This window comes from Gelidibacter sp. (assembly GCF_035515035.1).
Classification (GTDB): domain Bacteria; phylum Bacteroidota; class Bacteroidia; order Flavobacteriales; family Flavobacteriaceae; genus Gelidibacter.
In genome coordinates, this window is sequence record NZ_DATJCA010000168.1 from 18853 (window position 1) to 45736 (window position 26884).

18 protein-coding genes are annotated in these 26884 nt (G+C 40.5%); 2 read left to right on the forward strand and 16 right to left on the reverse strand.

Going from position 1 to position 26884, the window contains the following annotated elements; genetic code table 11:
* Nucleotides 1–19: 19 nt before the first annotated feature.
* From VLZ86_RS14235 to VLZ86_RS14290, 12 genes are all read right to left on the reverse strand, one after another.
* Nucleotides 20–1432 (reverse strand): Gfo/Idh/MocA family oxidoreductase, encoded by a 1413-nt coding sequence (locus tag VLZ86_RS14235; RefSeq protein WP_325452494.1) that lies wholly within the window; start codon nucleotides 1430–1432, stop codon nucleotides 20–22.
* 172 nt (nucleotides 1433–1604) lie between these two features.
* A complete protein-coding gene (locus tag VLZ86_RS14240) occupies nucleotides 1605–3536 on the reverse strand; it encodes a M1 family metallopeptidase (RefSeq protein WP_325452496.1) in 1932 nt (643 codons plus the stop codon).
* A 303-nt stretch (nucleotides 3537–3839) separates the two neighbouring features.
* Entirely contained in the window at nucleotides 3840–4721 is an 882-nt protein-coding gene (locus VLZ86_RS14245; RefSeq protein WP_325452498.1) for a cation diffusion facilitator family transporter, read from the reverse strand.
* Between the two features lie 49 nt (nucleotides 4722–4770).
* Complete coding sequence (locus VLZ86_RS14250) at nucleotides 4771–6036, reverse strand: APC family permease (protein WP_325452500.1); 1266 nt, start codon at nucleotides 6034–6036, stop codon at nucleotides 4771–4773.
* The gene (locus tag VLZ86_RS14255) at nucleotides 6020–6463 is read right to left on the reverse strand and encodes a DoxX family protein (protein ID WP_325452502.1); all 444 of its coding nucleotides are present in this window, start codon (nucleotides 6461–6463) and stop codon (nucleotides 6020–6022) included. Before VLZ86_RS14255 ends, VLZ86_RS14250 begins: the two co-directional genes overlap by 17 nt.
* A gap of 119 nt (nucleotides 6464–6582) precedes the next feature.
* Nucleotides 6583–8325, reverse strand: a complete 1743-nt coding sequence (locus VLZ86_RS14260) for an efflux RND transporter periplasmic adaptor subunit (protein ID WP_325452504.1) — start codon at nucleotides 8323–8325, stop codon at nucleotides 6583–6585.
* A 119-nt stretch (nucleotides 8326–8444) separates the two neighbouring features.
* Nucleotides 8445–11489, reverse strand: coding sequence for a heavy metal translocating P-type ATPase (locus VLZ86_RS14265; RefSeq protein ID WP_325452506.1), 3045 nt, complete (start codon nucleotides 11487–11489; stop codon nucleotides 8445–8447).
* A gap of 296 nt (nucleotides 11490–11785) precedes the next feature.
* Nucleotides 11786–12433, reverse strand: a complete 648-nt coding sequence (locus tag VLZ86_RS14270; protein WP_325452508.1) for a DUF3347 domain-containing protein — start codon at nucleotides 12431–12433, stop codon at nucleotides 11786–11788.
* Nucleotides 12434–12525: 92 nt separating this feature from the next.
* Nucleotides 12526–13761, reverse strand: coding sequence for a TolC family protein (locus VLZ86_RS14275; protein WP_325452510.1), 1236 nt, complete (start codon nucleotides 13759–13761; stop codon nucleotides 12526–12528).
* Between the two features lie 5 nt (nucleotides 13762–13766).
* A complete protein-coding gene (locus tag VLZ86_RS14280; RefSeq protein WP_325452512.1) occupies nucleotides 13767–17567 on the reverse strand; it encodes an efflux RND transporter permease subunit in 3801 nt (1266 codons plus the stop codon).
* Between the two features lie 143 nt (nucleotides 17568–17710).
* Nucleotides 17711–18127, reverse strand: a complete 417-nt coding sequence (locus VLZ86_RS14285) for an HYC_CC_PP family protein (RefSeq protein ID WP_414652560.1) — start codon at nucleotides 18125–18127, stop codon at nucleotides 17711–17713.
* 96 nt (nucleotides 18128–18223) lie between these two features.
* Nucleotides 18224–18775, reverse strand: a complete 552-nt coding sequence (locus VLZ86_RS14290; RefSeq protein WP_414652561.1) for a glutathione peroxidase — start codon at nucleotides 18773–18775, stop codon at nucleotides 18224–18226.
* 413 nt (nucleotides 18776–19188) lie between these two features.
* Between VLZ86_RS14290 and VLZ86_RS14295 the strand changes: the two genes are divergently transcribed.
* Nucleotides 19189–19530 (forward strand): multidrug efflux SMR transporter, encoded by a 342-nt coding sequence (locus VLZ86_RS14295; RefSeq protein ID WP_325452539.1) that lies wholly within the window; start codon nucleotides 19189–19191, stop codon nucleotides 19528–19530.
* Between the two features lie 376 nt (nucleotides 19531–19906).
* Here VLZ86_RS14295 and VLZ86_RS14300 read toward each other — a convergent pair whose 3' ends face one another.
* The 4 genes from VLZ86_RS14300 to VLZ86_RS14315 form a co-directional block, all read right to left on the reverse strand.
* Nucleotides 19907–21004, reverse strand: a complete 1098-nt coding sequence (locus VLZ86_RS14300; RefSeq protein WP_325452516.1) for an ABC transporter ATP-binding protein — start codon at nucleotides 21002–21004, stop codon at nucleotides 19907–19909.
* A 92-nt stretch (nucleotides 21005–21096) separates the two neighbouring features.
* On the reverse strand, nucleotides 21097–22722 hold the full coding sequence (locus VLZ86_RS14305) for an iron ABC transporter permease (RefSeq protein WP_325452519.1): 1626 nt from the start codon (nucleotides 22720–22722) through the stop codon (nucleotides 21097–21099).
* Nucleotides 22723–22782: 60 nt separating this feature from the next.
* Complete coding sequence (locus tag VLZ86_RS14310) at nucleotides 22783–23814, reverse strand: Fe(3+) ABC transporter substrate-binding protein (protein WP_325452521.1); 1032 nt, start codon at nucleotides 23812–23814, stop codon at nucleotides 22783–22785.
* A 143-nt stretch (nucleotides 23815–23957) separates the two neighbouring features.
* Nucleotides 23958–24842, reverse strand: coding sequence for a DMT family transporter (locus tag VLZ86_RS14315; RefSeq protein WP_325452523.1), 885 nt, complete (start codon nucleotides 24840–24842; stop codon nucleotides 23958–23960).
* Between the two features lie 419 nt (nucleotides 24843–25261).
* On the opposite strand from VLZ86_RS14315, the gene VLZ86_RS14320 reads away from it, so the two are divergent.
* The gene (locus VLZ86_RS14320) at nucleotides 25262–26881 is read left to right on the forward strand and encodes an FAD-binding protein (protein ID WP_325452525.1); all 1620 of its coding nucleotides are present in this window, start codon (nucleotides 25262–25264) and stop codon (nucleotides 26879–26881) included.
* The last annotated feature ends 3 nt before the right edge of the window (nucleotides 26882–26884 follow it).

Sequence of the window (26884 nt, forward strand, 5' to 3'; positions counted from 1 at the left end):
AAGGCCCAATTACTTGTTTTTATTTACCATAAAGCACATTGGTTGTACCGCCTCCTGTAAGACTAACATCTACAGGTTTATTAGTTTTCCAATTTCCTCGGGTAAAATCAGGTACGTCAATGGAGGTCGACCTATTGGCTACGGACTGTTCACTCAAGGGTGAAATGGCACTCCATAAAGCAGCGTCATACACATCTTGATCTAATGGAAGGCCGTTACGCAAACAGTCGATCAATCGCCAATCCATCATAAAATCCATCCCGCCATGACCACCAACCTGTTTGGCCAATTCGCCCACTTTTTGAACAATTTCTGGAGTGTACTTTTGTTCCACAGCTTTAAATTCTTCATCATTTAACCAAGAATGGCCTTTGCCTATTCTGGCCTCTGGCCATTTTCGAGCAATTGCCTTGGTGCCACTTACCAAGTGGATTCGAGAATAAGGTCTTGGCGAACTGACATCATGTTGAATCATGATGCTGCGCCCGTTTTTGGTTTTAACCATGGTGGTGTTCATGTTTCCTCTAAAATTGGCATCTACATACGGCTTAAAGAAATCGTCTTTGGCTGCCAAACTTTTAGCCATCGGATTCATTGTAAAATCAGCACTAGAAAGTGAGGTTAAGTAATCCATCTGATCGCCTCTATTGACATTCATGATCTGACAGATAGGTCCTAACCCATGAGTAGCATAAAGATTTCCATCACGGCCTATATTTTCCTTAAGGCGCCACATGTCCTGATAAGCATTTTTATCAAAATTCAAATCGACAAGATCATGGATATACGCACCTTCACCATGAATAATTTCACCAAAATAACCTTGTCTTGCCATATTCAGTGTGAGCAATTCAAAAAAATCATAACAACAATTCTCGAGCATCATGCAATGCATTTTGGTCTTTTCAGAAGTTTCCACCAATTCCCAACATTCATCAATCGTTTTGGCGGCAGGAACCTCAACTGCCACATGCCTTCCCGCGTTCATTCCATAAACAGCCATTGGCACATGTAAATCCCAGGGCGTTGCGATATAAATTAAATCCAGATCTTCTGTATCAATCATGTCCTTCCAAGCATCTTCACTTCCGCTATAAATTTTTGGGTTATGTGCTGTGCCATCCAATAATTTTTTGGCACTTTCAGCGTGCTTTGGCCTTAAATCACATAAGGCCATTATTTCTACACCCTCAATATAACTAATTCGTTGTACTGCAGATGGTCCACGCATACCCAAACCAATAAAACCAATTTTAACCGTCTCTATTTTAGGAGCGGCATATCCAGACATATTAAATCGGGACGTGCCAAAATTAGGTGGCGCGACAACTCCTGCAGGCGTACTACAACTTACCAAACCTCCAGTGGCTATTCCAAGCCCGGCAAGCCCACTTAATTTTAAAAAATTCCTTCTGTTATTTGTTTTGCTCATGGTATGCGATATTAATTTTCTGTTCCAATTTTATGACTTTATCCGTCTTAGTTCCATTAAAAACGGATTGTTTTCTGAAAGATATTCCCTTTTATTAAATCTTCCAAAGTTGCCAGGCCATAAAAAGAAAAAGCCTCTAAACCATTTCGATTTAGAGGCTTTGTTTATGGGATTATAATTTATTCCACGTATCATTTAACATGTTGACATCTGCCAACATCTTGTTGGGATCCATGACGACACGCTTCACTTCTTTTGAGGTTTTCAAAAGATGGCTCCAACTATTGCCGCGCTGCCAAATTTCAACGGGAAGTCTGACAGTTTCAGTGGAGTCATCGGTATAGATTACCTGAAGTTCAACAGGCATTGGGATTTGTCCGTTATTTTCAACAGTAATGAGATAGTTGCCTTGATAAGGTTCTACAGAGGTTATGCCCATATCTATATTGCCATTGCCGAAAAACCAACCTTTCCAAAAATAAGATAAATCCTCACCAGCGACATTTTCCATATGGTTGAAAAAATCGTTGGGTTGCGGGTGCTTGTAAGCCCAGTGACGGATATAGCTTTTAAAGGCATTATCAAAACGCTCAGCACCCAATATGTATTCACGAAGCATAAAAAGACCTGCCGCCGGTTTAAAATAAGCCGTGTAACCCAAGTTTCTTGCATTGGCCACTTCAGGAGACGTATCGATTCCTTCACGATTTTCATAGGTAAGATATCTCACCAAGCTCCGCGGTTGATCTGTAGAAGACGGGTATTCGCCATTGTTGAAAGCTACCGTACTGTAATGGTTGATAAAGGTATTAAAACCTTCGTCCAACCACGGGTAACGACGTTCGTTGCTCCCAACGATCATCGGGAACCAATTGTGGCCGAATTCGTGATCTGTCACACCCCATAGATCTTCGCCAATGCTTTGATAATGGCAAAAACTCACTCCTGGATATTCCATGCCACCCACATTTGCAGCAACATTAATCGCATTATGATATGGATATGGATAATAGGTGTTCGAGTAAAATTCTACAGATCCTTTGGTATATTCGGTTGAACGGGTCCAAGCAGTGCTGCCATCGCTTTCCTTAGGATAGACAGATTGTGCCAATCCTGTTTTTCCATTACCAAGATTCATACGAGCGGCATCCCAAATAAATGATTTTGATGCAGCCCACGCCACATCCCGTGTGTTTTCCATTTTGAAATGCCACGTCAATGTCCCACTCGCTTTAGCTTGAGACGCAGGCTTTCCTACTTCATCTGGTTTGATGATATAAACGGTTTTATCGCTTTTTGCAGCTTGTGCCAAACGCTCTTGTTGGGTTTTGGTAAGCACTTCTTTCGGGTTTTGTAAAATTCCAGAACAGACCACGGTTTGATCTACTGACGCGGTTATTTTAACGTCAAAAGTTCCATATTCACAGTAAAATTCACCTGCCCCTAAATAAGGCTCTGTATTCCACCCCACCACATCATCAAACACGGCCACACGTGGATACCATTGCGCAATGGCGTAAATAGTTCCACCTTCCGTTTCCAATCGTCCCATACGGTCCATGCCTTCAACAGGGACCTTAAATTTAAAATTCATGGTGATGGTGGCTTTTCCTCCTTTGGCCGCTAACGGTTTATCCAGGAAAAGCTGCATTCTGGTATCGGTAATGATATGCTTTGAAGAAGTACCGGTTTCTGTTTTAGCCGAAATATTAGACAATTCAAATCCGCCTTCAACATCACCACTGTAACGACTACCAAGAACAGAGGTGGTCAATGTTCCTCTGGAATTTTCGGTAAAACGATTCTGATCCAGATAAATCCAAATAAAATCTAAAGTTTCGGGACTGTTATTGGTATAATGAATAGTGACATTTCCTGAAACCATGTGGTTTTTTTCGTCCAAGGACATTTCTAAATTATAATCGGCGGCGTTTTGCCAATATTCTGGACCAGGTTTTCCTGAAGCCGTTCTGTAGACATTTCCTTGACGGTAGGTAAAGTCGTCGAATAAATGTTGATTCCCATAGTTTGCTTCTTGTGCAAGGATTGAAAACGGAAGAAGGAAAGTAAACAGCCCTAAGATGCTGCTTTTAAAGTACGTCATAATTGAAGATTTATAATTAAAATAAGATTACGAAGATACTAATTTGAGAGGATGTATTCATAGCGAAATGATTTTTAAGAGACGATTTTAGGACGTTCCACATCAATATTACATGCTTGGAGAATGCTATAAAAGGTTTTATCATAAAATCTGTGAAAATCCGTAAAATACGTGTCAAAACTTTAGATGCTAATGCGAGATGCATTTAAGGGCAAGTTTTAACTTTATTTGAGACCAATAAAATGGTTTACAATTGGGAGTTAAATAGATTTTAATTTGTTTTCGCTTAGGTCTCAGGATAAATTATAATCCACCATAAGTATTAGGTTCAATATGAATGAGTATTTCCCCTAAATTAGGAATCTTTTCATGCAAATAATCCTTGAGTTCATGTGATATATGATGTCCAACTTTCACCTTCATTTCACCATTCACAATAGCGTGTAAATCTACGTGGAATTTCATTCCGGATTTACGCACCATACATTTTTCAGTCCCCAAAACGCCTGGTACTTCCATGGAGCGCGCTCTTATTTCCAAGATGAGATCGTCGTAAAGTTGCTCGTCCATGATCTCACCCAAAGCTGGTCTAAAAATCAAATAGCTATTGTATAAAATAAAAACCGATGCAAATAAGGCCGCCCAGTCGTCGGCGTTCTCATAACCTTCTCCAAATATGATGGCAATTGAAATTCCGATAAATGCCATGACAGAAGTTATGGCATCACTCCGATGGTGCCAAGCATCAGCTTTAAGAGAAGAGCTTTTGGTTTGCTTACTTTTCTTTATCACAATTTGAAAGGAGATTTCTTTCCAAATAATGATCAAGGCCAGCACAATTAAAGTCCATCCTTTTGGCGTTTCTTGAGGCGTTTGGATATTTTGAATACTTGTATAAGCAATTATTGTAGCCGAAATAACCAAAAATGCGACCACGGCAAACGTAATCAAAGGTTCAATCTTTCCATGACCATAAGGGTGGTTTTCATCTGCAGGCCGTTTGGCATATTTAAAACCTAGCAACACAAGAACAGAAGCAAAAATATCAGTTGTAGATTCTATCGCATCTGCTATGAGCGCATAGGAGTTTCCAAAAAACCCGGCCAAGCCTTTTATAATGGCCAAACACGTGTTCCCAATGATACTGAAGTAAACAGTTCGTATGGCGGTTTTTTCGTTGTTCATTTATTTATTAAAGTTACACATCATGCACTATAGACGGATAAGGAAAGTGTTATTTTGGATTGCCATATATTTTATGGAATATAAATCTTATAACAAACCCTACCAACAACAATCCAATACCTGAAATTATAACATTTAAAGGTAAAGAAACGGACATCGCCAAGCAGCCTATCAAACCAACTATCGGAATCACCATCCCATATCTTTGATCTTTTTTAGGCTGTTTAAGTGCCGCGATGTTTGTAATACTGTAATAGAGCAAGATAGTAAAAGTCGCTGCCCTTACTATAAATTCAAACGATCCTAGAAGTGTCAGTAACAAAATTATGATGCCCGTTAACAAGATTCCGACGTGCGGAATTCTGTAGCGCGTGTGAATATTTTGGAAAATTGGGGGCAAATCATGTCTTCTGCCCATGGCTAGCATCATCCTACTAATTCCTAAAATCTGGCTCAACAATACCCCCAACATCGCCGTGGAAGCACCAATGGTAACCACAGTACCAATTGCTGGGGCAGATAAAGAATTTGCTACAACTTGCAATGGGGAAGTACTGCTTGCCATACGCTCTGTTCCTATGACGCCTATGGCTACCATGGAGATAGCGGCGTAAAGAACAATCGCGATTATTATGGTAATAATAATCGCTTTTGGAATTGTTTTCTTGGGTTCTGATACTTCTTCTGCAAGGGTTGCAATTCTTGCATAGCCTGTAAAAGCAAAAAACAAAAGTGCGGCAGCTTCTGCAATTGCTGTTATACCGAATGGCGCAAAAGGTTTAAAATTATCCGCCTTCACTTCAGGAAGCCCACTTAAACTCAAATATAAAAGGGAAAGCAAGGTGACTGAAACAATCACAAGATTTAAGATCCCTGCTTTTTTTATGCCGAAATAATTGGCAAGAGTAAGGCTTATAATGGCCAAAACAGAAAAGCTCATTGGCGAGCCGATCGGCACCAGCTGATAAAAATAACTGCCAAACCCTATGGCCACCACGCCCGCTGCTGCAAGTTTACTGAGGAGGAACATCCAGCCCGCAGAAAAACCAAAGGACGGATTTATCAAAATATACCCATATTCGTAAGTGCCACCCGATTGCGGATATATCGCGGCCAATTGGGCAGAACTTAAAGCATTACATGCGGCAATACCCCCAGCGATAAAAAGGCCAATTATAAAGGCAGGACCAGAAACTCCAGCGGCAATTCCCGTGACCACAAAAATTCCTGCCCCAATTATTGCGCCCAACCCAATGCCTACTGCATCTTTTAAGGTAAGCGATCTTAACAGTCCTTTCTCAGTTGGTTTTTTCATTCTTCCTATTTAATAACAACCAATCCATTGAAAATCTACCGCCACCTTTCACGATTAGAAATAAGCTTCCGAGCAACATCGCCCAATCGGTTCTGCTCCCGTGCAACATTTCCCAAAAACCCGCAGTATTAAACAGCTCAACTTTTGTGGTAAAAAGGGCCACCATCATGATAATTAAAGTAGGAACACTGGCCAATCGCGTGAGCAAACCAAACAAGATTAGTGCGCCACAAACAACTTCAAAACCTCCAACCAATGCGCCGAGAAGTTCAGGAGTCGGAAGCCCGATTTTCTCAAAGCGCCCTGCCCCTCGAATGCTTGGGAAAATAAACTTTTGAAGACCTTCTGATAAAAAGACAGTTCCTACCATTAACCGAATAAGAATCGTAGTTTTTGAGGCATCTGTACGGATTATCTTTTGGAACATAGTTATTTTCTGATCAGTAATTATTGAAAGCCTTATTCTAGTTTTACCCAGCTTCTGCAAGATATGAAAAGAAGGTCTTTAAAGGAAACAGGAATTCCGATTTAAAGACCTTCATCTATTTAGTTTATTTCATCCGTGATCTCTCCACATCGGAGCATGCTTGCACCAAAATACGGATTCAGGATTTCCTCTTCAGTACTCAGCCAAAACGCGCCAAGATCGTCCTTTACCATTGGGCAATAATCCACATATACTTTTTGATTGATACCGAAAGTTTTCACCGCATTTATTAAATGTGCAGAAAGATGGATAAAGTGATCTCTTTGTTGATTGATATCAGATGTTTTAGAAATGGCGAGGGCAGATTGCTGCAGTTCTTTATCCAACAACATCCAACGGCTATGTCCCGGTTCTCCTTTTACCAACTTCATATCTACTTTTTTAAGACTTTTGAGTAAATCTTCAGCGGCCTTTTTTGGGGTTTCTGCATTATCCTTTACCAATGCTTTTTCGATGACCATATAGTCATCAAATACTGTTTTTAGTTGATCTCGGAACTTGGATGGCACTTCCAATCTTTCAATGCCAGCAAGATGACCTGTGGGATCCATCTCCGACTCACCCTCGGTGCTCATCATGCTTCTTTTACCTTGAAGCTGTGCGGCAGCGTCCACAGTAAACGTCCCATTGACCACCACTTCTTCGCCGTTGGACAACCCATCAAGAATAGTGTAAAACTCGCCATTCTTCGGTCCTAATTCGACCTCACGCATTTTAAAAATAGGTTCGTCAGGATTGGTTTTTACATAAACCAAAGATCTATTTCCCGTCCAAAGCACCGCAGTAGCAGGAATACTTATTAGCAATTGTTGGTTTGTGCTTTTGCCGACCTGAACCTTGGAGGTCACGAACATTCCAGGTTTTAAAATACCTTCTTTATTATTTAACGTTGCTCTAACCGAAACCGTTCGTGATTGGGTGTTCAAACTTGGGTCGATAAAAGCTATCGTGGCTTCAAATTCCTTGTTGGGGTAGGCATTGGAAGTCACTGATATTTTTTGACCCTCCTTTAACTGTGAAATCTGATTTTCATAAGCATCAAACATGGCCCATACTGTAGCTAAATTACTAACCCTTACAATGGGCTGCCCTTGTGTGACATAGTCGCCTTCTTCAGTCAGTTTCTCTGAAACCGTACCGGAAACCGTCGCGTAAATCGGGAAATTCTCTCGAACTTTTCCTGAGGTCTCAATTTGACTGATCTGTTCTTCGGACAGTTTCCACAGTTTCAATTTATTGCGAACAGCGTTGTACAATGCGGGTTGTGATTCCTTCATAGAAGCTGCCGTCAACAATTCCTGTTGTGCTGCCACAAGAGCTGGCGCATAAATGGTAGCCAACAATTGTCCTTTACGAACATTATCGCCCGTAAAATTGACGTTTAATTTCTCTATTCGACCTTCAAAATAACTGGCTTGCACCGCATTGGCTTCTTCATTGGGCATAATTTTCCCAGAAAGCACCAAGGCATTTCCTTCTGTTTGCGATGCATTTCCAACCACCATCGTTTGGACATTTGCCAAAGCCATAGCGTTGGCGGTCATTTTAATCTCGTTCATGGCGAGACCTTCACCACCTGCATCTGCAGGAATTAAATCCATCCCACAAAGCGGACAATCCCCAGGTTCGGGCTGCATAATTTGTGGGTGCATGGAACAGGTCCACATTTGTGCAGCAGCTTCTGAATGCTCATGGGTGTCTGAATTTGTTGACTTGTTTCCAGAATCTCCACCAAACAGTAAAAACCCTACCAACAAACCTACAATCAAGGCAACAGCCGTGTAGATGATATTCTTTTTCATTTAATATTTCTTTTATATTTAGTACTTTCCAAACGTTTAATAATGGCCTTCATTTCGGCTACTTCTCTTTCTTGTGCTCCAATTAGGAATGGTCTTGAAATGTTGATAAGCATTTATTTCTAAATCTTAGCCGCTCTTAATCTCAAGGCATTCCCTATAACAGATACCGAGCTAAAACTCATGGCCAATGCAGCAATCATTGGCGATAATAATATCCCGAATACCGGAAATAAAACGCCTGCCGCAATCGGCACTCCTAAAGTGTTATATACAAGGGCAAAAAAGAGGTTTTGTTTTATATTTTTCATCACGGCATGACTTAGCTTCCGAGCTTTAACAATCCCGTGCAGATCGCCTTTCACCAAGGTAATCATGGCACTTTCAATGGCTACATCCGTACCTGTACCCATGGCAATTCCCACGTCACTTTTCGCTAATGCTGGCGCATCATTGATACCGTCACCTGCCATGGCAACTACCTTTCCAAGTTTTTGCAGTTTTTCTACTTCCTTGAGTTTGTCTTCTGGCAACATGCTTGCCTTAAAATCGGTAAGGTGAAGCTCGGTAGCCACAGCTTGTGCGGTGTTATGGTTATCTCCAGTCAGCATGACAACTTCAATGCCTCTCTCTTGAAGTTCTTTAATGGCCTTTGCACTGGTAGGTTTAATTTTATCACCAATCACCACATAGCCTACAACCTTTTTGTCAACGGCTAAATAGGAAACGGTTTTACCTTGCTGCTGAAAAGATTTTGCCTCATCCTCCATTTCCGTACTGATCTCCGCATGGGCATATTCCATCATTTTAGGATTTCCTAAAGCTACTTTTTGACTGTTAACAGTCGCTTCAACGCCCTTTCCGGTAACTGCGCTAAAAGCCTCCGATTTCAAGATTTCGGCTTTTTGTTCTTTCCCATATTTTACGGTGGCGTCTGCCAACGGATGCTCACTGTTGCTATTTAGTGAAACGATGTATTCCAGTACCTTCTGATCTGAGAACTCTGGATTAAATGAACCTACGGTCTCAACAGTTGGTTTGCCTTCGGTAATGGTTCCAGTTTTATCAATAATTAAAACATCCACTTTATCCATTTTTTCAAGGGCTTCAGCATTCCTGATCAAAACACCATTTTGAGCGCCTTTTCCAACCCCCACCATAACGGACATTGGGGTTGCTAATCCTAAAGCACACGGACAAGCGATAATCAACACTGCAATGGCATTGACCAATGCATAAACATACGCTGGTTCTGGACCCCAAATGGCCCAAACTGCAAAAGTGATCACGGATATGATCACTACTACCGGCACAAAATAGCCAGAAACTTTATCGGCTAAATTTTGGATTGGCGCACGACTTCTACTTGCATCATTCACCATCTTGATGATTTGGGACAGTAAGGTATCACTGCCCACTTTTTCCGCCTTCATCAAAAACATTTGATTGCCATTAATCGTTCCACTGCTAACTTTGTCGTCTATGGTTTTGGTCACAGGTATTGGTTCTCCAGTAATCATCGATTCATCGATACTGGTTTCACCTTCAGTAATGACTCCATCTACAGGAATTTTTTCTCCGGGTTTGACCTTGAGAATATCATTCAACGCAATTTTATCAATGCTGACAATAACCTCTTCACCATCTACCATTTTGACGGCTTTGTTGGGCGCTAATTTTAGCAACTCTTTTACCGCTGAATTGGTTTTGCTATGGGCACGTGCTTCTAAAAGCTGGCCTAAAAGCACCAAGGTTAGAATCACGGTCGCCGCTTCAAAATAGACGTGTACCGCACCAGAATCCGATCGGAACTGATCAGGGAAAACATTTGGAAAAAGCAGCGCAACTACACTGAATACCCAAGCGACTCCGGCACCAATACCGATAAGTGTAAACATATTGAGATTCCATGTTTTGATACTTCTGTAGGCACGTTCAAAGAACATCCAAGTAGCATAAAATACTACGGGAATGGAGAGTGCAAATTGAACCCAATTCCAACTTTGCTGGGACATGAGATCATACAATGGATTGGTAGTGAGCATTTCACTCATCGCGATGATGAAGATTGGTAACGTAAACGCCATGGCAATCCAAAACTTCTTCAATAATTTTTTATAGGTTTTTTCCTCGGATGAAAGATCGGGTTCCATCGGGACTAAATCCATTCCGCAGATTGGGCAAGAACCTGCTTCATCTTGTACAATTTCAGGATGCATTGGACAGGTCCACTGTTCTGAAGCCATAGCCGATAAATTTTGTTCTTCAACCAAATCCATCCCACATACCGGACAATCTCCAGGTTTATCATAGGTTTTATCACCCTCACAATGCATTGGGCAATAAAAGACACCCGTACCAACACCTTTTGGTGATTTATCTTTTTTAATTTCAGAAGGCTCAGGCGTATCTCCCACATTATAGATGCTATAGGTCCCACCATCATCTTTTAAAGCCTTTTGAAAGGTTTCGAGTGGAATATGGTTTTCCATTTCGATAGTGGCCTCTTTTTTCTCTAAATTGACGTTAGCGTTTGAGACGCCTTCTACCTTCGAAAGTATCTTTTCAACGTGGCTTCTGCAACCAGTGCAGGTCATTCCCTCTATGCTGTAAGTGTGCTTCATCATTCCTGCGCCCGCCTGACCGGCAGGCAGGAAGGCAGGAATCTCCTCTGTCGAATCCTTCTCTTTTAAAGCCTTATCATGAATACTATAAGTCCCACCATCATCTTTTAAAGCCTTTTGAAAGGTTTCGAGTGGGATATGGTTTTCCATTTCGATAGTCGCCTCTTTATTCTCTAAATTGACTGAGGCACTTGAGACGCCTTCTACATTGGAAAGTATTTTTTCAACGTGGCTCCTGCAACCATTGCAGGTCATTCCCTCAATGCTGTAGGTTTGTTTCATCATTCCTGCGTAGGCAGGAATCTCCTCTGTCGAATCCTTCTCTTTTAAAACCTTATCATGAATACTATAGCGACTACCATCATCTTTTAAAACCTTTTGAAATTTTTCAAGTGGAATATGGTTTTTCATTTCGATCGTTGCCTCTTTTTTTTCTAAATCGACCGTGACGTTGGCAACATCTTCCATTTCTGAAAGAATCTCTTCAACATGAACTCTGCACCCATTGCAGGTCATTCCCTCGATGTTATATATGTGTGTCATTGTTTTAAATTTTTAATTCTTATAATTCCTATAACATATGAAAATTCATAGAGATTAGACATCACTTATATGAATTTCATTCCTTGCTTTTAAGACGGCGATAAGTACGCGTCTATACCTTAAAGCTCCCACCCATTTTATCCGACATTTCTTAGGATTGATAAAAATCAAAAGATAAGTGAAAACTATTCAACAAGATTGTTCCCCACATTACAGTAGTTTCATAAAACCTACACCTTGCAGGTTATGATAAGACCTAACAGGTTTCAAAAACCTGTTAGGTCTTCAGGTTCTAATTAATTGATCTCCTTTTGCACGACACCACATTTCATCATTTTACTGCCAAAATATGGGTTTCTAATATTTTTCTCCGTGCTCAACCAAGCACCACCAGTATCACCCGCATACATTGGGCAAAATTGTTGGTAAAGTGTATTTTCCGTGCCAGTAATAGCTACCATGTTGGTAATAGCATCATTCAACTTTTGAAAATGCGCACGTTGTTCTTCCATGTTACTCTTGGCAATCTTTTCGGAATGTTCAATGGCCGATGCAACTAATGGCTCCAATTCCGCTTTTTGATCAGCAGAGTAGTTATCTAAGGTAAAGCTTTTTAAGGTGATTTCAAGTTTTTTTCCAGCCTCGGTCGCCGCATCTTTATCGGTTTCTACCAAGGCATTTTTAAGGGTCATATAATCTGCCAATACCTTTTCTGATTCTGGATTCTGGATTTTGGACTCTTTTTTAGCAGTCGATGTACTTGGCTCCAATTTGATCATTTCAGTATCCGTTGTAGCACTTGAATTTTCTTTACCGTCTTTACAGGACATTGTTGTTAGGCCTACAAAAGCGAGAGCCACGATTGTTGTTGTTACTCTTAAATTCTTACTGACAACAATTTTAGTGTTGTTTTTGTGTTCGTGATTTTTCTTCGAAAAGTTCATTTTGATTTTGATTTATGTTAATATTTAGTTTTTTTGGATTTATAAGGATTCCCATCCTATTGAAAAAAGTGCCATTCAAAATTATACACTCTTTAATTTTTAGTAAAATAATCGATTATGCTCACATAATTAAAATAAGCCCCAATCGCTTCTATGCGATTTATTTGAAAATTTAACTGCAACTCCTGAACATCCAAAACCTCCCTAAAATCGATGGTTCCGGTTTCATAATTCTTTAACAAAATCTCATTGGCGTTCTGCGCTTGAATGAGATTCTTCTCCTGGGTCTCAAAACTGATCCGGGCTGCATTTCTGTTTCTTACTGCGGTCTGTAATTCTGCTATCAAGGTGTTTTCCGAAGCTTGTTTTTGAATATCCAAAGCTTCATGCTGGAGCTGGTTCTGCTTGGCGATGGATTTATATTTCTTGTTGAATATTGGTATCGAAAGCGTTACCATCGGCATCAACATATTAGATGCTTCGTTGTATAACATATACTCCATTCCTACCCCAAAGCCAGGCGCACTTTCCTTTTTATTGAGCGCATCGGCTTGGGAAACGACCTTGTTCAGCTCCTCAAATTTACGCAATTCAGGGTGGAGTGAAAGGTTGGCAAAATCAATTTCAAAGTCGGTGTCAGGCATTATTAAGCTATCTACAATGACGATCGGTTCGATTTCATTCCGATTCATGATTTTATTGAACGCTGTCAGTTCTGCGGCATAATCTTGCTCCAGCACTAATTTTCGTTCCATCAGATCGTTTTGCCGCATCTGAAGTCGCAACACCGATACGGCTGAGGCCTGTCCCACCTCAACCGAGGTCAATGCCATCCGCTCATAAACTTGTAGCAACTGAATATTGGAATCCAACACGTCTTGTTTTTTAGCTATTTGATAAAGGCGGTAATAGGATTGCGACAAGATCATGGCGATTTTCCTTTTGGCGATTTCAATTTCCAAAAAGTCGGCATCGGCTAAGGCTGAAGCATAATCGCCACGGGCAGAAATAGTTCCAAACCAAGGCAACATTTGCATCACCGAAAACTCCCCTTGCTGCATCATGGGCATTTCGGTTCCAACCATATATCCGCCGGAAAACTCAGTATCTGGAAGCGTGTTGGTCTCCGAAATTTTTTCCAGCGAAATGGCATGTTGCTTTTCCACAGCTTGAATATTGGGATTGTTATTTATGGCTTCTTCAATATACGTTGCCAGTTGTTGCCCGTGTGAAGGCCCTCCAAAAAACAGGAGCGCCACAAGAACTATCCCTCCAATGCGGAACTGTGACCTACGGAAACGAATGATTGTATTTAAGTTCAGATTCATTATTTCTATTGGTTTTTAAGAATTCTTAGTCGTCTTTTCAATTTTGCTTCCCGTCTCCAACTGAACAATACAGGCACAACAAAGAGGGTAATCAACGCAATCAACATCCCGCCAAAACTTGGAATGGCCATTGGGATCATGATATCACTTCCGCGACCTGTAGAGGTCAATATGGGCAACAAGGCCAAAAGCGTGGTGGCGGTAGTCATCAAACATGGACGAATCCGCTTCATTCCGGCTTCTACCACGGAAGCCCGGATTTCCTTGACATTTTCTGGTTCATTTTTATCAAAAGTTTGGGTGAGGTAGGTGGCCATGACCACGCCATCATCCGTAGCAATCCCAAAGAGGGCAATAAATCCGACCCACACGGCAACACTTAAGTTTATGGGATGCATTTGGAACATTTCCCGTAAGTTTTCGCCAAAAAAGGTGAAATTTAAGAACCAATCCTGACCGTAAAACCAAATCATCAAAAATCCGCCAGCAAACGCAACTGCAATTCCCGAGAATACCATGAGCGACGTAAATACCGAACGGAATTGGAAATACAGGATAAAAAAGATGATCACCAAAGCCAAAGGCACAATAATAGAAAGGGTTTTTTCGGCGCGCAATTGATTTTCATAAGTCCCCGTAAATTGGTAGTTGATCCCTTTTGGGACGGTAAGTTCTCCACTCTCTATCTTCTCTTTGATCAAGGCCTGTGCATTTTCTACCACATTGACTTCTGCGTAGCCGTCCAGTTTGTCAAATAACACATGACCCACCAGAAACGTATCCTCACTATTGATCATCTGCGGACCCTGCTCATAGCGCACTTCCACAAGTTCGCCCAAGGGTACAGGATTGCCATTTTCTACCGGCACATAAATGTTTTTCAGGTCTTCTGGATCCGCCCGTAACTCACGTGGATAACGCACCCTTACGTCGTATCGTTCTCTTCCTTCCACGGTTTGAGTCAAGGCCATGCCTCCTACAGCCACCTGCAGAATTTCCTGTACCTCTTCAATGGTGACGCCGTAACGCGCCAATCGGTCTCTTTTAATGTCTATTAATAGATAGGGTTTCCCCACTATTCTATCGGCAAACACCGCTTCTACTTTTACGCCTTCCGCGTGTTTTAGAATGTCTTCCAATTCTATTCCGAAAGCTTCAATCTTACCAAGATCTTGTCCTAAAACTTTAATTCCCATCGGGGCGCGCATTCCCGTTTGCAACATGACCAATCGCGTTTCAATAGGCTGTAATTTTGGGGCGGAGGTGACCCCGGGAATTTTCGTCACGCGGACTATTTCATTCCAAATATCGTCCGGAGATTTTATTTCCGGTCGCCAATTTCTATAAAACTCGCCATCGTTATCGGGAACAAGGTCTTGCTCTTTTACAAAAAATGAATCCTGTGTTTCTGTAGTTTCAGCATTGCCATTCTTCGCAGCATCACTATTCGGGTTCAGAACAAGGCTGCCATTTTTAAGAACAAACAATCCCTCTTTATTCACTTTAAACCGCTGGCGCTTTCCATCTTCATTTAACGCGTATTCCGATTTATACAGAATGATATTTTCATACATTGATAATGGAGCTGGATCTAAAGCCGACTCGGTACGCCCAGCTTTACCAACCACAGTGCTAATTTCTGGAATACTCGCCACGGCCATATCCAATTGCTGCAGCACACGCTTATTTTCTTCCACCCCGGAGTGAGGCATTGACGTTGGCATCAATAGGAAAGAGCCTTCATTTAGTGAGGGCATAAATTCCTTACCCGTATTTTGCCAGATCAAGACCCCAAGAACTACGATAAGTGTAGGTAAAGAAAGAAATACTATTTTATTACGAAGTGCCCAGCCAAGAATCCGAGTATAGTAATAGTGAAACAACCAGAATAGTCCTAAGAGACCAAAACAGATAAAACCTACAAATAACAGGTTCCAAAAAATACTTTTATCCACGCCAAGTGGACGCCAGAATTCTGCTAAGAGGAAGACAACTGCCAAGGCAGAGATGACTATATTTATGCTATTGGCACGCTTGTCCGTCAAGATTAACCTATCGGATATTTTAGAAGTAATGTTCTCATCTTTTAACAATCCGGTGATGCCGAATCCAACTAAAATAAGGCCCAACCAATACCCATAAACAATGGCAGCAATTCCCAGAACTATTAATATGATATGGATGAGATTTGCAGTAACTTTTCTAAGGCTTTTTCTTCGGAACAAGTAGGCTGCAAACGGAGGAATCAGAAATAGGGCTACAAAAAACGAAGCGGCAATGGCCATGGTTTTTGTAAAGGCCAAGGGTCTAAATAATTTACCTTCCGCTCCAATCATCGTAAATACTGGAATAAAACTGATAATGGTTGTCAATACCGCGGTAAGAATGGCGCCTGAAACTTCAGCACTGGCCTCATAGACCACATGATTGATCGATTGTTTAATCCCAGTCAGGGTATAACGTTCTTTTTCCTCATCCAGATGTCGGATGATGTTTTCAGAAAGTATGACCCCAATATCCACCATCGTACCAATGGCAATGGCGATTCCGGAAAGGGCAACAATATTGGCATCCACATTAAAGAGCTTCATCGCTATAAAGACCATCAAGACCGCTACGGGCAATAATCCTGAAATCAGTATGGAAGCTCTTAGATTGAAAACCATCACAATAATGACTAAGATCGTGATAAGGATTTCCAAGCTCAAAGCCTCGTCAAGTGTATCCAGAGTTTCCTGAATAAGTACCGATCGATCATAAAAAGGAACAACAGTGAGTTGCGATATCGTACCATCCGAAAGTTCTTTGGAAGGCAGGCCAGCTTTAAGCTCTTCTATCTTTTCCTTGACATTAGTGATTACGGCCATCGGGTTGGCACCATACCGTGCGGTGATCACTCCACCTACAACCTCAGCACCTTCTTTGTCTAAAATCCCTCTTCGAGGAGCAGGTCCCAAACTTACTTTTGCGATATCCTTAATCCGTATGGCCGTATAATTTTCAGAGGTCACCACCGCATCTTCAATGTCTGCAACAGATTTAATATAGCCCAGACCCCGAACCAAGTATTCCACTTGGTTGATTTCCATGGTTTGTGCGCCGATATCCTTATTGCTTTCTTTTACGGCTTTGACAATTTCCGATAGACCAATATTATATTGGCGCATCAACTCCGGTTTTACATCAATTTGATATTCCTGTACATAACCTCCTATCGACGCCACTTCAGAAACACCACTTGCTGAAGACAGTGCATATTTTACATAATAGTCCTGAATACTTCGCAATTCGTGCAGGTCCCAACCTCCGGTGACTTTGCCATTCTTATCGCGACCTTCTAGAGTATACCAATAAATTTGCCCTAATCCTGTAGCATCCGGACCTAAGGATGGGTTGACACCATCAGGAAGTAAACCGGAAGGCAAGGAATTGAGCTTTTCTAAAATCCGGCTGCGGCTCCAATAGAATTCAATATCTTCTTCAAAAATGATATAAATGCTCGAGAAGCCGAACATTGAGGAACTACGAATGGTCTTCACCCCAGGAATTCCCAGTAACGTCGTGGTCAGTGGGTAGCTTATTTGATCTTCAATATCCTGAGGGGAACGTCCTTCCCATTGTGTGTAAACAATTTGTTGGTTTTCACCAATATCTGGAATGGCATCTACGGCAACAGGATTGGTAGGAAGAAAGCCAGTATCCCAATTGAAAGGAGCATTGACCACGCCCATACCCACAAAGAGGGCAAGCAATAATACCGCTACCAGCTTATTCTCTATAAGAAATTTTATGCTTTTATTTAGCATTGATTTGGATTGTTAAACAGTTAAACATTGAATAAAACCCTGATAAAATCAGAAAATTAAAATCAACAAAATGAGCCCAATTGGATGGTCACCAAAGGGCTAATTTTCCGTTCCGATAAGTATCGGATCGGAACTGTTTAAAATCAAATTAAATAAGTCTCGTGTAGCTTTTGTATATCCCGTATGAGAAAGGGGGGATTGTAATGTTTGAAAGGAATGATGTTTTCATCCAATCCTTCAAAAAGATTGATATACGAATAGAAGAAGGAGGCAACAAAAACTTGTTGCTCTAAGTTTAAAGTGTCAAATGTTAATTTCAGATCATCTTGACCTTCCATGACAATCTGTAGTTCTGAACAACATGTTTTTTCTGTAAGTTCAGTACCACAAGCTTTAGTTGGTAGTTGTTTCTCCATCCCGCAAGTCTTTACGTTATCGAACAAAGAAAAATCAACTAAAGCATCTCCACAATAATGCATATCCACAGTGAACGACATTGTAGTAAATAATACTAAAGTCGCTAGGGTAACCGATAACATTTTATGGAAAAATGATTTCATATGGTGGCAAAGATATAAAATATTTGTACAGGTTGTGAAATTTATATTAATGATGAATGGGTTGTTCACTCTTTTAAAGAATAAACCATTTAAATATCATCTTTCCAGCACTGCCAAAATCTCTCCGTCTTGTGGCTTAATTTTGCTTTCAAAAAAAGTGATGAGTTGGCCATTTTCGTCAAGGAGGAATTTGGTGAAATTCCATTTCACATCCACATCCATAACACCATTTTCCGACTTAGAAGTCAGCCACGCAAAAATGGGAGCCATATCCTGTCCTTTTACCGATACCTTAGCGGCCATCGGGAAAGTCACCCCATAATTCTGTTCGCAAAACGTTGAAATCTCATCATTGCTCCCAGGTTCCTGAGCTCCAAAATTATTGGCAGGAAATCCTACAATCACCAAGTTGTCCTTATGCTCATTATATAAGTTCTCCAAGCCCTCATATTGTGGGGTATAGCCACATTTTGAAGCAGTATTCACGATCAGTATCTTTTTTCCTTTGAAGTTGGAAAAATCGATTTCACCGCCAGAAAGCGATTCAACCTTAAACTTATGAATGGAATTATTTTGCATGGCTATAGTAGTTTGCGAGATTAAATTAATTGTGAAAAAGAAAGTTAGAACAACTAGAATGTTTTTCATTAGTTTTTATTGCTAAGTTATGAAATTCAAACCCGATTTTCATCTAAGGTCATGTTAAATATGACTGTGCCTATCCATTAACCCTTATAGCAAATCAATTGTGGAATTACAAATAAAAGATCATCCTCTAAATCAAGAACCTTGCGGCCCGTCCTACCGGCACGGGCGGCAAGCTCACGAAGTATGTATAAGAAATTGTCTTTTTGATTGAGGTAAGCTTTGAGGTATTAAACCACAGGTGGAAATAAAACGCTTTGAGATCATAACATCTGTTTCGAATAACATAAATTTGGCTATGGCAGAAAGACGTTCTATAAAAAATAGAACTATTATTAGTATGTTAAATTGAACAATTGTATTTTTAGAAATAACATTCACCAAATCATCTATAATAAATTAAAACTGACATGAACATCAACTGGATCATATTAATCATTGGCGGCATATTCGAGACCGGATTTGCCGTAAGCTTAGGAAAGGCACAACACACTTCTGGTAAGGAGATGTGGCTGTGGTTACTTTCTTTTATCGTGTGCGTAGGCATAAGCATGTTTCTGTTATTCAAGGCCATGGGCGGTGAGAACCCCATCCCTGTTGGCACGGCTTATGCCGTATGGGGCGCCATTGGAGCTGTAGGCACAGTCATTGCAGGTATTTTGCTGTTCAAGGAACCTGTGACGTTTTGGCGCCTGTTCTTTATTAGCACTTTGGTCATTTCGGTAATTGGATTACAGACGGTAAGCACCGATACCTAAAAGGAACATTGCCGCTCTAAAGGTTTTGTAAAGAGATGAAATTCTTGTGGTGTGTAGTTCTGAATGTCCGTAAGCCATTCTAAGAAATTAAAATTATGGAGTAAACGGATGTTAATTTAACAAGATTCTCAATTTTCACTGACACTTGATATTACAAAATAGATGCTATAAGACAGCTTCATGATCTTGCAAGATAAAGGAAGGTTCAAACTTAAATTTATTCAAACGTAATCACTTAAGGAGGTGATTTAACTTTTTCGATTTTTTTTACTTTTGAATATTTTTAGTCCCAACACGGTAATTTAAAGAATAACCACAAGCACCAAGGAAGAGTTCACTTTCTAGTCATGTTCACCACCATCTGAAATCAGTATTCCTATTCAGAATCAGTTTCTTTGACTTTGAAATTTTTGAGTTTAAACCTTACAATATCGCCTGGTTTCCAAGTTTGAACTGCAGATTTCAACAAGATAGTCTGATTGTCATTCATGACTTCTCCCTTACAATCCTTCATACAACTGGTACATCGGTTGCAGCACACTTTTAACTGCATGTGATCGCCTAGGTACATGCATTGTTCCACCATCCCACAGAGATGTGGCTCTTCGGCATTACAAAAATCGGTTTCCTCAGCTCTGAAAAAGAGATTTACCTTATCGCGATTTACGGATAACGGACAATCTTTAGGGCCTCTCACAAATCCGAACGGTGTTTTAAATCCGCCTGGTGCCACCGTAGCCACAACATTGTTCGATTTTCCAAAAAGCTCAGCAACATAAGAAGAATTTGGATTGTTGTATAGGTTATCAGGAGTATCGAGCTGTAATAATTTCCCATTAAGCATGACGGCAATTTTATCTGCCGTAGAAAAAGCATCCTTGGTATCATGTGTCACCAAAATGGCAGTAATCCCCATAGCTTTGATGATCTGTCTTACCTCCTCCCGCACTTGATCACGAAGAATGGTATCCAAATTACTGAAGGGCTCATCCATTAATAGCAATTCTGGCCGAGGCGCAAGGGCTCTTGCCAATGCCACACGCTGCTGTTGCCCTCCTGAAAGTTGATGTGGGTATTTTTTGACGTCTTCTTTTAATCCCGTAAGTTTAATAGTTTCATGAACACGTTTTTCAGTTTCTTTTTTATTAAGTCCTTTTAATCCAAAGGCAACATTCTCAAAAATGGTCAGATGTGGAAACAAAGCATAATCTTGAAAAACCATTCCGGTTCTCCGTTTATTGGTGGGCAAGGATTTTCGTCCGCTCACGATCACTTCACCACCCAATTCAATAGTTCCGGAATTTGGATGTTCCAATCCTGCAATTAAGCGCAGCAAAGTGGTTTTCCCTGAACCACTTTCGCCGACAAGCGCCAATATCTCACCTTTTTCTAATGAAAAAGACACCCCATCCACCGCATTGGTGTCGGCGTTCCGATATCGTTTACTAATATTATTTAATTCAATAATCGCCATGTTCATTCGTTTTTTCTGCTTTTCCGTTATGTTAAGACCTCTTGTTTCTTACCAATTGAATTCAAAAGCTATTGACCTACATTATTCACTCGTCATTTTTTTCTACCGATCATATTATTCAACACTATAATTGGTATCACCCCAGTTAAAACTACCACCAGGGAAGCGTTGGCCGATTCTGCTATCATCTCATTGGTTGCCATATCAAAGGCTTTGGTTGCCAGGGTATGGAAGTTAAATGGCCGCAAAATCAGGGTCAGTGGCAGTTCCTTTAAAATATCTACAAAGGCCAGTAATACTGCTCCCGCGATACTGTTCCTTATCAAAGGTAAGTCTATTTTCCATAAAGTCCTTAAGGGCGAAGCGCCCAAGGATCGAGCCACCTCATTTACGGAGGCTCCTGTTTTCTGAAATCCTGCGTCAATAGCATTATAGCCTACAGCCATAAACCGAACAATATACGCCACTACTAAGATAAACAATGTTCCTGACAAAATCATCCCTATATTACTGGAAAGCGCCCAATTGATTTTACGATCGAGGCCCATCATCGGAATCATCACTCCTACTGCAATAACCGCACCAGGTATGGCATAACCCAACGACGCTGTTCTAGCAACATGTTTGGTCCATTTCAACGGACTTAGGCGAATAGCATACAACAGAAATATAGAGATCACGGCAATGGCGACTGCAGAGCCTATCGCTAAAGAAAAACTTCTAAAAATCAAGATTCCAAATTCTGAATCCACAACATGCCGCCAAGTCAGGGAAACCCAATAAAACAGTTGCAATAGCGGAAAAATAAAACTGATTGACAAAACCGTTAGGCAAAGCGCCGTATACAACCTTCTTGTTGTTTTGTACTTTGGCCTGATTCGAAGTGCTGGCTTATTACTCCCACTTCCAGCATTCCAATTTCTACTCCCTCTTTGGATATTCTCCAACCAGATCAACACCAAAACAATCACCGTCAAGATTGCGGAAAGGTAAATTGCCGTATTAATATCGCCAAAAGAAAACCAGGCTCTAAATATTCCGGAAGTAAACGTATCCACTCCAAAATATTTTACCGTGCCGTAATCATTTAGAACTTCCATGCCCACTAGTGCAATTCCGCCTGCAACTGCGGGTCTTGCCATAGGTAATGCAATCTTCGTAAACATACGCATCCTATTACTGCCCAAGAGAAATGCGGCTTCCTGCATGGCGCTGGATTGTCTTGTAAAAGATGCTCTGCAAATGACATATACATAAGGAAACAAGCTTATGGAAAGTATGAAAATAGCTCCTGGCATATTCATGATATCGACAATGGCGCCTTTAAATTGGATGTCAAAATTGTTGCGTAAAAATGCCTGAACCGGTCCGGTATATTCCAAAATACCCACATAACTGTAAGCCATCATATACGATGGAAACGCGAGCGGCAGAATTAATAGCCACTCAAAATACTTACGGCCCGGAAAATCATAAACTGAGACCAACCACGCCATGCTCACTCCAATAAGAAAGGTAAAAATGCCAACCCCGAGCAACAAAAGAAAAGAATTGGCAAAATAAGAGGGCAATAATGTGGACGCAATATGGTCCCAATGCTCTCCAGGTTTATCGAAAAGCTTGATCACAATAGTAAAGACGGGAGTTAATACCAAAAGTAGTATTACAATTGCCCCGCCTGTCCACTTATTCCACCAGTAGGTGGTTTTTTTTGCCATTTATCTGTGCTAATCAATGATTTGACCTCCTATATCAAGATCAAAAATTTATTATAACTTTTATTTCCAACCAGCCTGATCAAAAATCATAACGGCCTTACTATTATTTTCTCCAAGCTTATAAAGCTCAACAGAATCTGCTTTAAAATCTCCCCAACTTTTTAAAATCGATGCTTTGGTCGCTTTTGGGTTGATTGGGTATTCATAGTTTATGTTGGCCAAGACTTGCTGTGCTTCTTCTCCTGAAAGAAATTCCATTAGTTTAATGGCGTTATCCTTATTTGGCGCATGCTTGGTCACACCAATGCCACTAACATTGACATGCGTGCCTCTTCCATCCTGGTTGGGAAAAATAATTCCCACACTCTCGCCTGCTTTGCGCTCTTCTACATTCTCATCGTTGAGCATCAATCCAATATAATAGGTGTTGACTACGGCAATATCACCTTCGCCAGAAGCTACGGCCTTGACTTGATCACGATCACTGCCTTTTGGGTTTCTAGCCATATTAGCTACAACACCTTCTGCCCATTCCTTGGCTTTTTCTTCGCCATCGGCCAAGATTATGGAAGCCAATAACGATTGGTTATAAACATTTTCCGAAGAACGGATGACAATTTTACCTTTCCACTTTGGATCTGCCAAATCTTCATAGGTTTTAATGTCTTCCGGATTCACCCTATCTTTTGCATAAGCAATAATCCTAGCGCGGTAAGTCATCCCGTACCAATAACCTTGTTTTTCCCGAAACTCCGGTGCGATGTTGGCTTCGAGTATTTCAGATCGAACCGGCTGTAATAAATCTTTTGATTGTGCGCGATAAAGTCGTCCTGCATCAACAGTAATAAGAATGTCCGCATTGGAATTTTCTCCTTCGGTTTCAAGACGTTGAATCAATTCGTCGGCACTGGCATTTACGATGTTGACCTTAATACCAGTCTCTTCTGTAAATTTGTTAAAAAGTTCATCATCGGCCTTATAATGTCTATGAGTATAGACATTGACCTCTTGTGTTTTTGTTGAAGAATCACCACATGCCACGATTAAAGTCATCAGGCACATTATAAATCCGAGTTTTAGGAAATTACTCATTATGTTTCGTGTTTTGATTTGATTTGCAAAGGTAATCTTATTTAGACTTATTACAAACAAGAAATAAACGATCCTTTCCATGAATAGTTTCTCAATGCAATTATTACTTTAAAACATCTGATAATCATTCTTTTATCGACTTATCATTTTTTTCGAAAATTGATCATTAGCACTGCAAACAAAATTATTACAATGCCCAACCATTGTAAGTTGCTAATCTCCTCATTTAAGACCCAATACGCACTAAAAACAGAAATCGGTATTTCTAGAGCAGCAATAATACTTCCCAGACCTGTTCCTATTATTGGAAATCCTTTGTTGAACAAAAGTGGTGGCAGAATAGTGCCGAAACAGCCCAAAAAAACGCCCCAGGTTATCAAAATGGTCCAATTAAATTCTTGCAGAATTTGAACATTCCAAAATATCACAATGACAATGAGCCCTCCATACACCAGATATTGGCTCCTTACAAGATTAGACAACTGCAGACCGATGCGACTCGTGCCGTACATCATTCCAGTAAATGATAGAGCCGCCAACAGACCAAAGCCAATGCCCTTCGGATTAAAATCGAGGTCCGTCTCAAAAATTTTTGCAGCAAACAACGTTCCTATAATAGCCACAATCGCACCAAGTATTTTTGTTCTATTGACCAGTGCACGGGCGGTAAAGAATTCCAATACCACCCCCATCCAAATGGTCTGCATCAGCAATATAATCCCGACGGATACCGGCACATATTGAATGGATAAGTAGTAAAAACTACTGGTTAGTCCAGAAAAACCTCCAAACAGCATTAATTGAATTTTGGGATGAAATGACCGGCCTTCTGGTTGAGGGGCTCCCGATCTTCTCGAAAATAAAAACACCAACACACTCAACATAAAAGCTCCAAACAAGTATTGGGAAAAAGCAAGACCAGCGGTACCAATGCCCTGATTATTGGCATATTTTACGAAAGTTGCCAAAACCCCGTAGCTGGTTGCGCCAATGGCAACATATAAAACACCTTTTAGTTGAGCATTCATAATTTAAATAATAAATGGATTAATGGATGGTTTTCAATTCTTACCAAATTTGCGCTGGCAAATTTAAACAATCGGTCAAACATCCGTTCAGGAATCTTACCGACGTTCAGATTGACATATTCCCATAAAAATAACATTCATCCTATTACTTATTTCTAAATGATAATAAAAACAAACGATTTTAATCCAATTAGGACACCTAGCTAATCCAAAAAATGCTTAGTTTAGTGACTGACTATTATCATTCTATCAACCACCGCTAACCATTGAAAAACTTCTCAAACACCGTGCATTTACATTTTTATAGAAAAAGTAACGATTGGGTCTTTTTAAAACCGACCAGTATCTCTAAATGTGGCGCCAACTTGTCAATGACTTTATTAATGAAAATAATTTTTGAAGATGTTACATTATAATTCATGAAGGACTTAAAATATGATAATATCATCGTTGGTGGAGGGTTGGCTGGAATATCTACCGCCATTGAGCTTCTGGATAACCATAAAAAAGTGCTCATTTTTGAGCGGGATATTGAGGAACACTTTGGTGGATTGGCAAAAAAATCTTTTGGCGGCATTTTATTTTCAGGTACACCTCAGCAAAGGAAAGCGGGGATTAAAGATTCCCCCCAATTACTTTACGAGGACTGGATGCGTTATGGCGCATTTACCGAGACAGAAAGTTTAGGTGCACAATGGGCCAAATTTTACTCAGAGCATTCCATATCTATCATTTACAATTGGTTGGTATCTAAAAATGTGGACTTCCTTCCTGTGGTCAATTGGCCAGAACGCGGCATGGATATCAAAGGAAATTCGGTGCCGAGATGGCATATTACGTGGGGAACGGGTTATGATCTTTCGCATAAAGTAACCGATTATTTATTGAACCACCCCAAAAACCAAAATCTTGAAATAAAATTTCGACATAAAGTTCAATCCATTATCATCGAAAATAAAAAAGCTATAGGTATTGAAGTTTTGAACGAGTTGACAAATGAAAAATTCAGCATAACCTCAGAAAATATCATCATCGCATCTGGTGGGATAATGGGCGGCGATTTAAAATTGGTAAAAAACCATTGGCATCCCAATTTCAGTACTCCACCAGATAGTTTATTAAACGGCTCCCATAAATATGCGGATGGAGCCATACATTTGGATTTAGCAACAAAAGGGATTCCATCAACGCACCTCAATAAACAATGGCATTATGCTGCCGGAATTCCAACACCTAACCCGGAGAAAGGAAAATTTAAGGATGGCTTAAGTTTAGTGCCGCCCCGATCGGCCATTTGGGTGGATGCCACTGGAAAAAGGTTTACGCCACCTCTTGTTGCTTATACAGATACGTCGTATTTTGTTGAACACATCTTAAAGACGAAAGATCAGTATTCGTGGAGCATTATGAATTGGAAAATTGCCATTAAAGAATTGGCTGTTTCGGGTTCTGAATATATGACTGCTTTTAGAAACCGGGATAAATTGCGATTGATAAAAGATGTTCTCTTCGGGAATAAAGCTTTGGTAAACAGATTGATTGAAGAGTCTGATCACTTTATTGTTGCGGATACACTTTCCGAGTTGGTGAAAAAAATGAATCAGCAAGACCAAAACAACCTTGTGGATTTGGAAATTCTTAAAAAGGATTTGAAAGCCTATGACGACGAAATTGACCGAGGCAAAAAGTATTTTAACGATGAGCAGTTGCGCCGATTGGTGAATTTTAGATTGTACAGAGGCGATAAAATTAGAACTTCAAAATTTCAAAAGATTTTAGACCCAAAAGCAGGCCCATTGATTGCCGTAAAACAGTATATATTAAGCAGAAAAAGCTTGGGTGGTATTCCCACAAACCTCAACTCGCAAGTGATTGATAAGGATGGTGAAATAATCTCGGGCTTGTACGCCGTAGGTGAATCTGCCGGATTTGGCGGCGGAGGCATTCATGGGTCCAGATCGTTGGAAGGCACATTTTTAGGATCATGTATCTTAACAGGCAGAGTTGCCGGAGCACATATAGCAGAAATAAAACTTTAAAAT

Bases quoted from the DNA above. Each gene is read 5' to 3' on its own strand.
- VLZ86_RS14320 (WP_325452525.1), top strand. From the start codon at position 25,262: ATGAAGGACTTAAAATATGATAATATCATCGTTGGTGGAGGGTTGGCT.
- VLZ86_RS14235 (WP_325452494.1), bottom strand. From the start codon at position 1,432: ATGAGCAAAACAAATAACAGAAGGAATTTTTTAAAATTAAGTGGGCTT.
- VLZ86_RS14300 (WP_325452516.1), bottom strand. From the start codon at position 21,004: ATGGCGATTATTGAATTAAATAATATTAGTAAACGATATCGGAACGCC.
- VLZ86_RS14275 (WP_325452510.1), bottom strand. From the start codon at position 13,761: ATGAATCTGAACTTAAATACAATCATTCGTTTCCGTAGGTCACAGTTC.
- VLZ86_RS14240 (WP_325452496.1), bottom strand. From the start codon at position 3,536: ATGACGTACTTTAAAAGCAGCATCTTAGGGCTGTTTACTTTCCTTCTT.
- VLZ86_RS14280 (WP_325452512.1), bottom strand. From the start codon at position 17,567: ATGCTAAATAAAAGCATAAAATTTCTTATAGAGAATAAGCTGGTAGCG.
- VLZ86_RS14290 (WP_414652561.1), bottom strand. From the start codon at position 18,775: ATGAAAAACATTCTAGTTGTTCTAACTTTCTTTTTCACAATTAATTTA.
- VLZ86_RS14310 (WP_325452521.1), bottom strand. From the start codon at position 23,814: ATGAGTAATTTCCTAAAACTCGGATTTATAATGTGCCTGATGACTTTA.
- VLZ86_RS14315 (WP_325452523.1), bottom strand. From the start codon at position 24,842: ATGAATGCTCAACTAAAAGGTGTTTTATATGTTGCCATTGGCGCAACC.
- VLZ86_RS14265 (WP_325452506.1), bottom strand. From the start codon at position 11,489: ATGACACACATATATAACATCGAGGGAATGACCTGCAATGGGTGCAGA.
- VLZ86_RS14285 (WP_414652560.1), bottom strand. From the start codon at position 18,127: ATGAAATCATTTTTCCATAAAATGTTATCGGTTACCCTAGCGACTTTA.
- VLZ86_RS14305 (WP_325452519.1), bottom strand. From the start codon at position 22,722: ATGGCAAAAAAAACCACCTACTGGTGGAATAAGTGGACAGGCGGGGCA.
- VLZ86_RS14245 (WP_325452498.1), bottom strand. From the start codon at position 4,721: ATGAACAACGAAAAAACCGCCATACGAACTGTTTACTTCAGTATCATT.
- VLZ86_RS14255 (WP_325452502.1), bottom strand. From the start codon at position 6,463: ATGTTCCAAAAGATAATCCGTACAGATGCCTCAAAAACTACGATTCTT.
- VLZ86_RS14260 (WP_325452504.1), bottom strand. From the start codon at position 8,325: ATGAAAAAGAATATCATCTACACGGCTGTTGCCTTGATTGTAGGTTTG.
- VLZ86_RS14270 (WP_325452508.1), bottom strand. From the start codon at position 12,433: ATGAACTTTTCGAAGAAAAATCACGAACACAAAAACAACACTAAAATT.
- VLZ86_RS14250 (WP_325452500.1), bottom strand. From the start codon at position 6,036: ATGAAAAAACCAACTGAGAAAGGACTGTTAAGATCGCTTACCTTAAAA.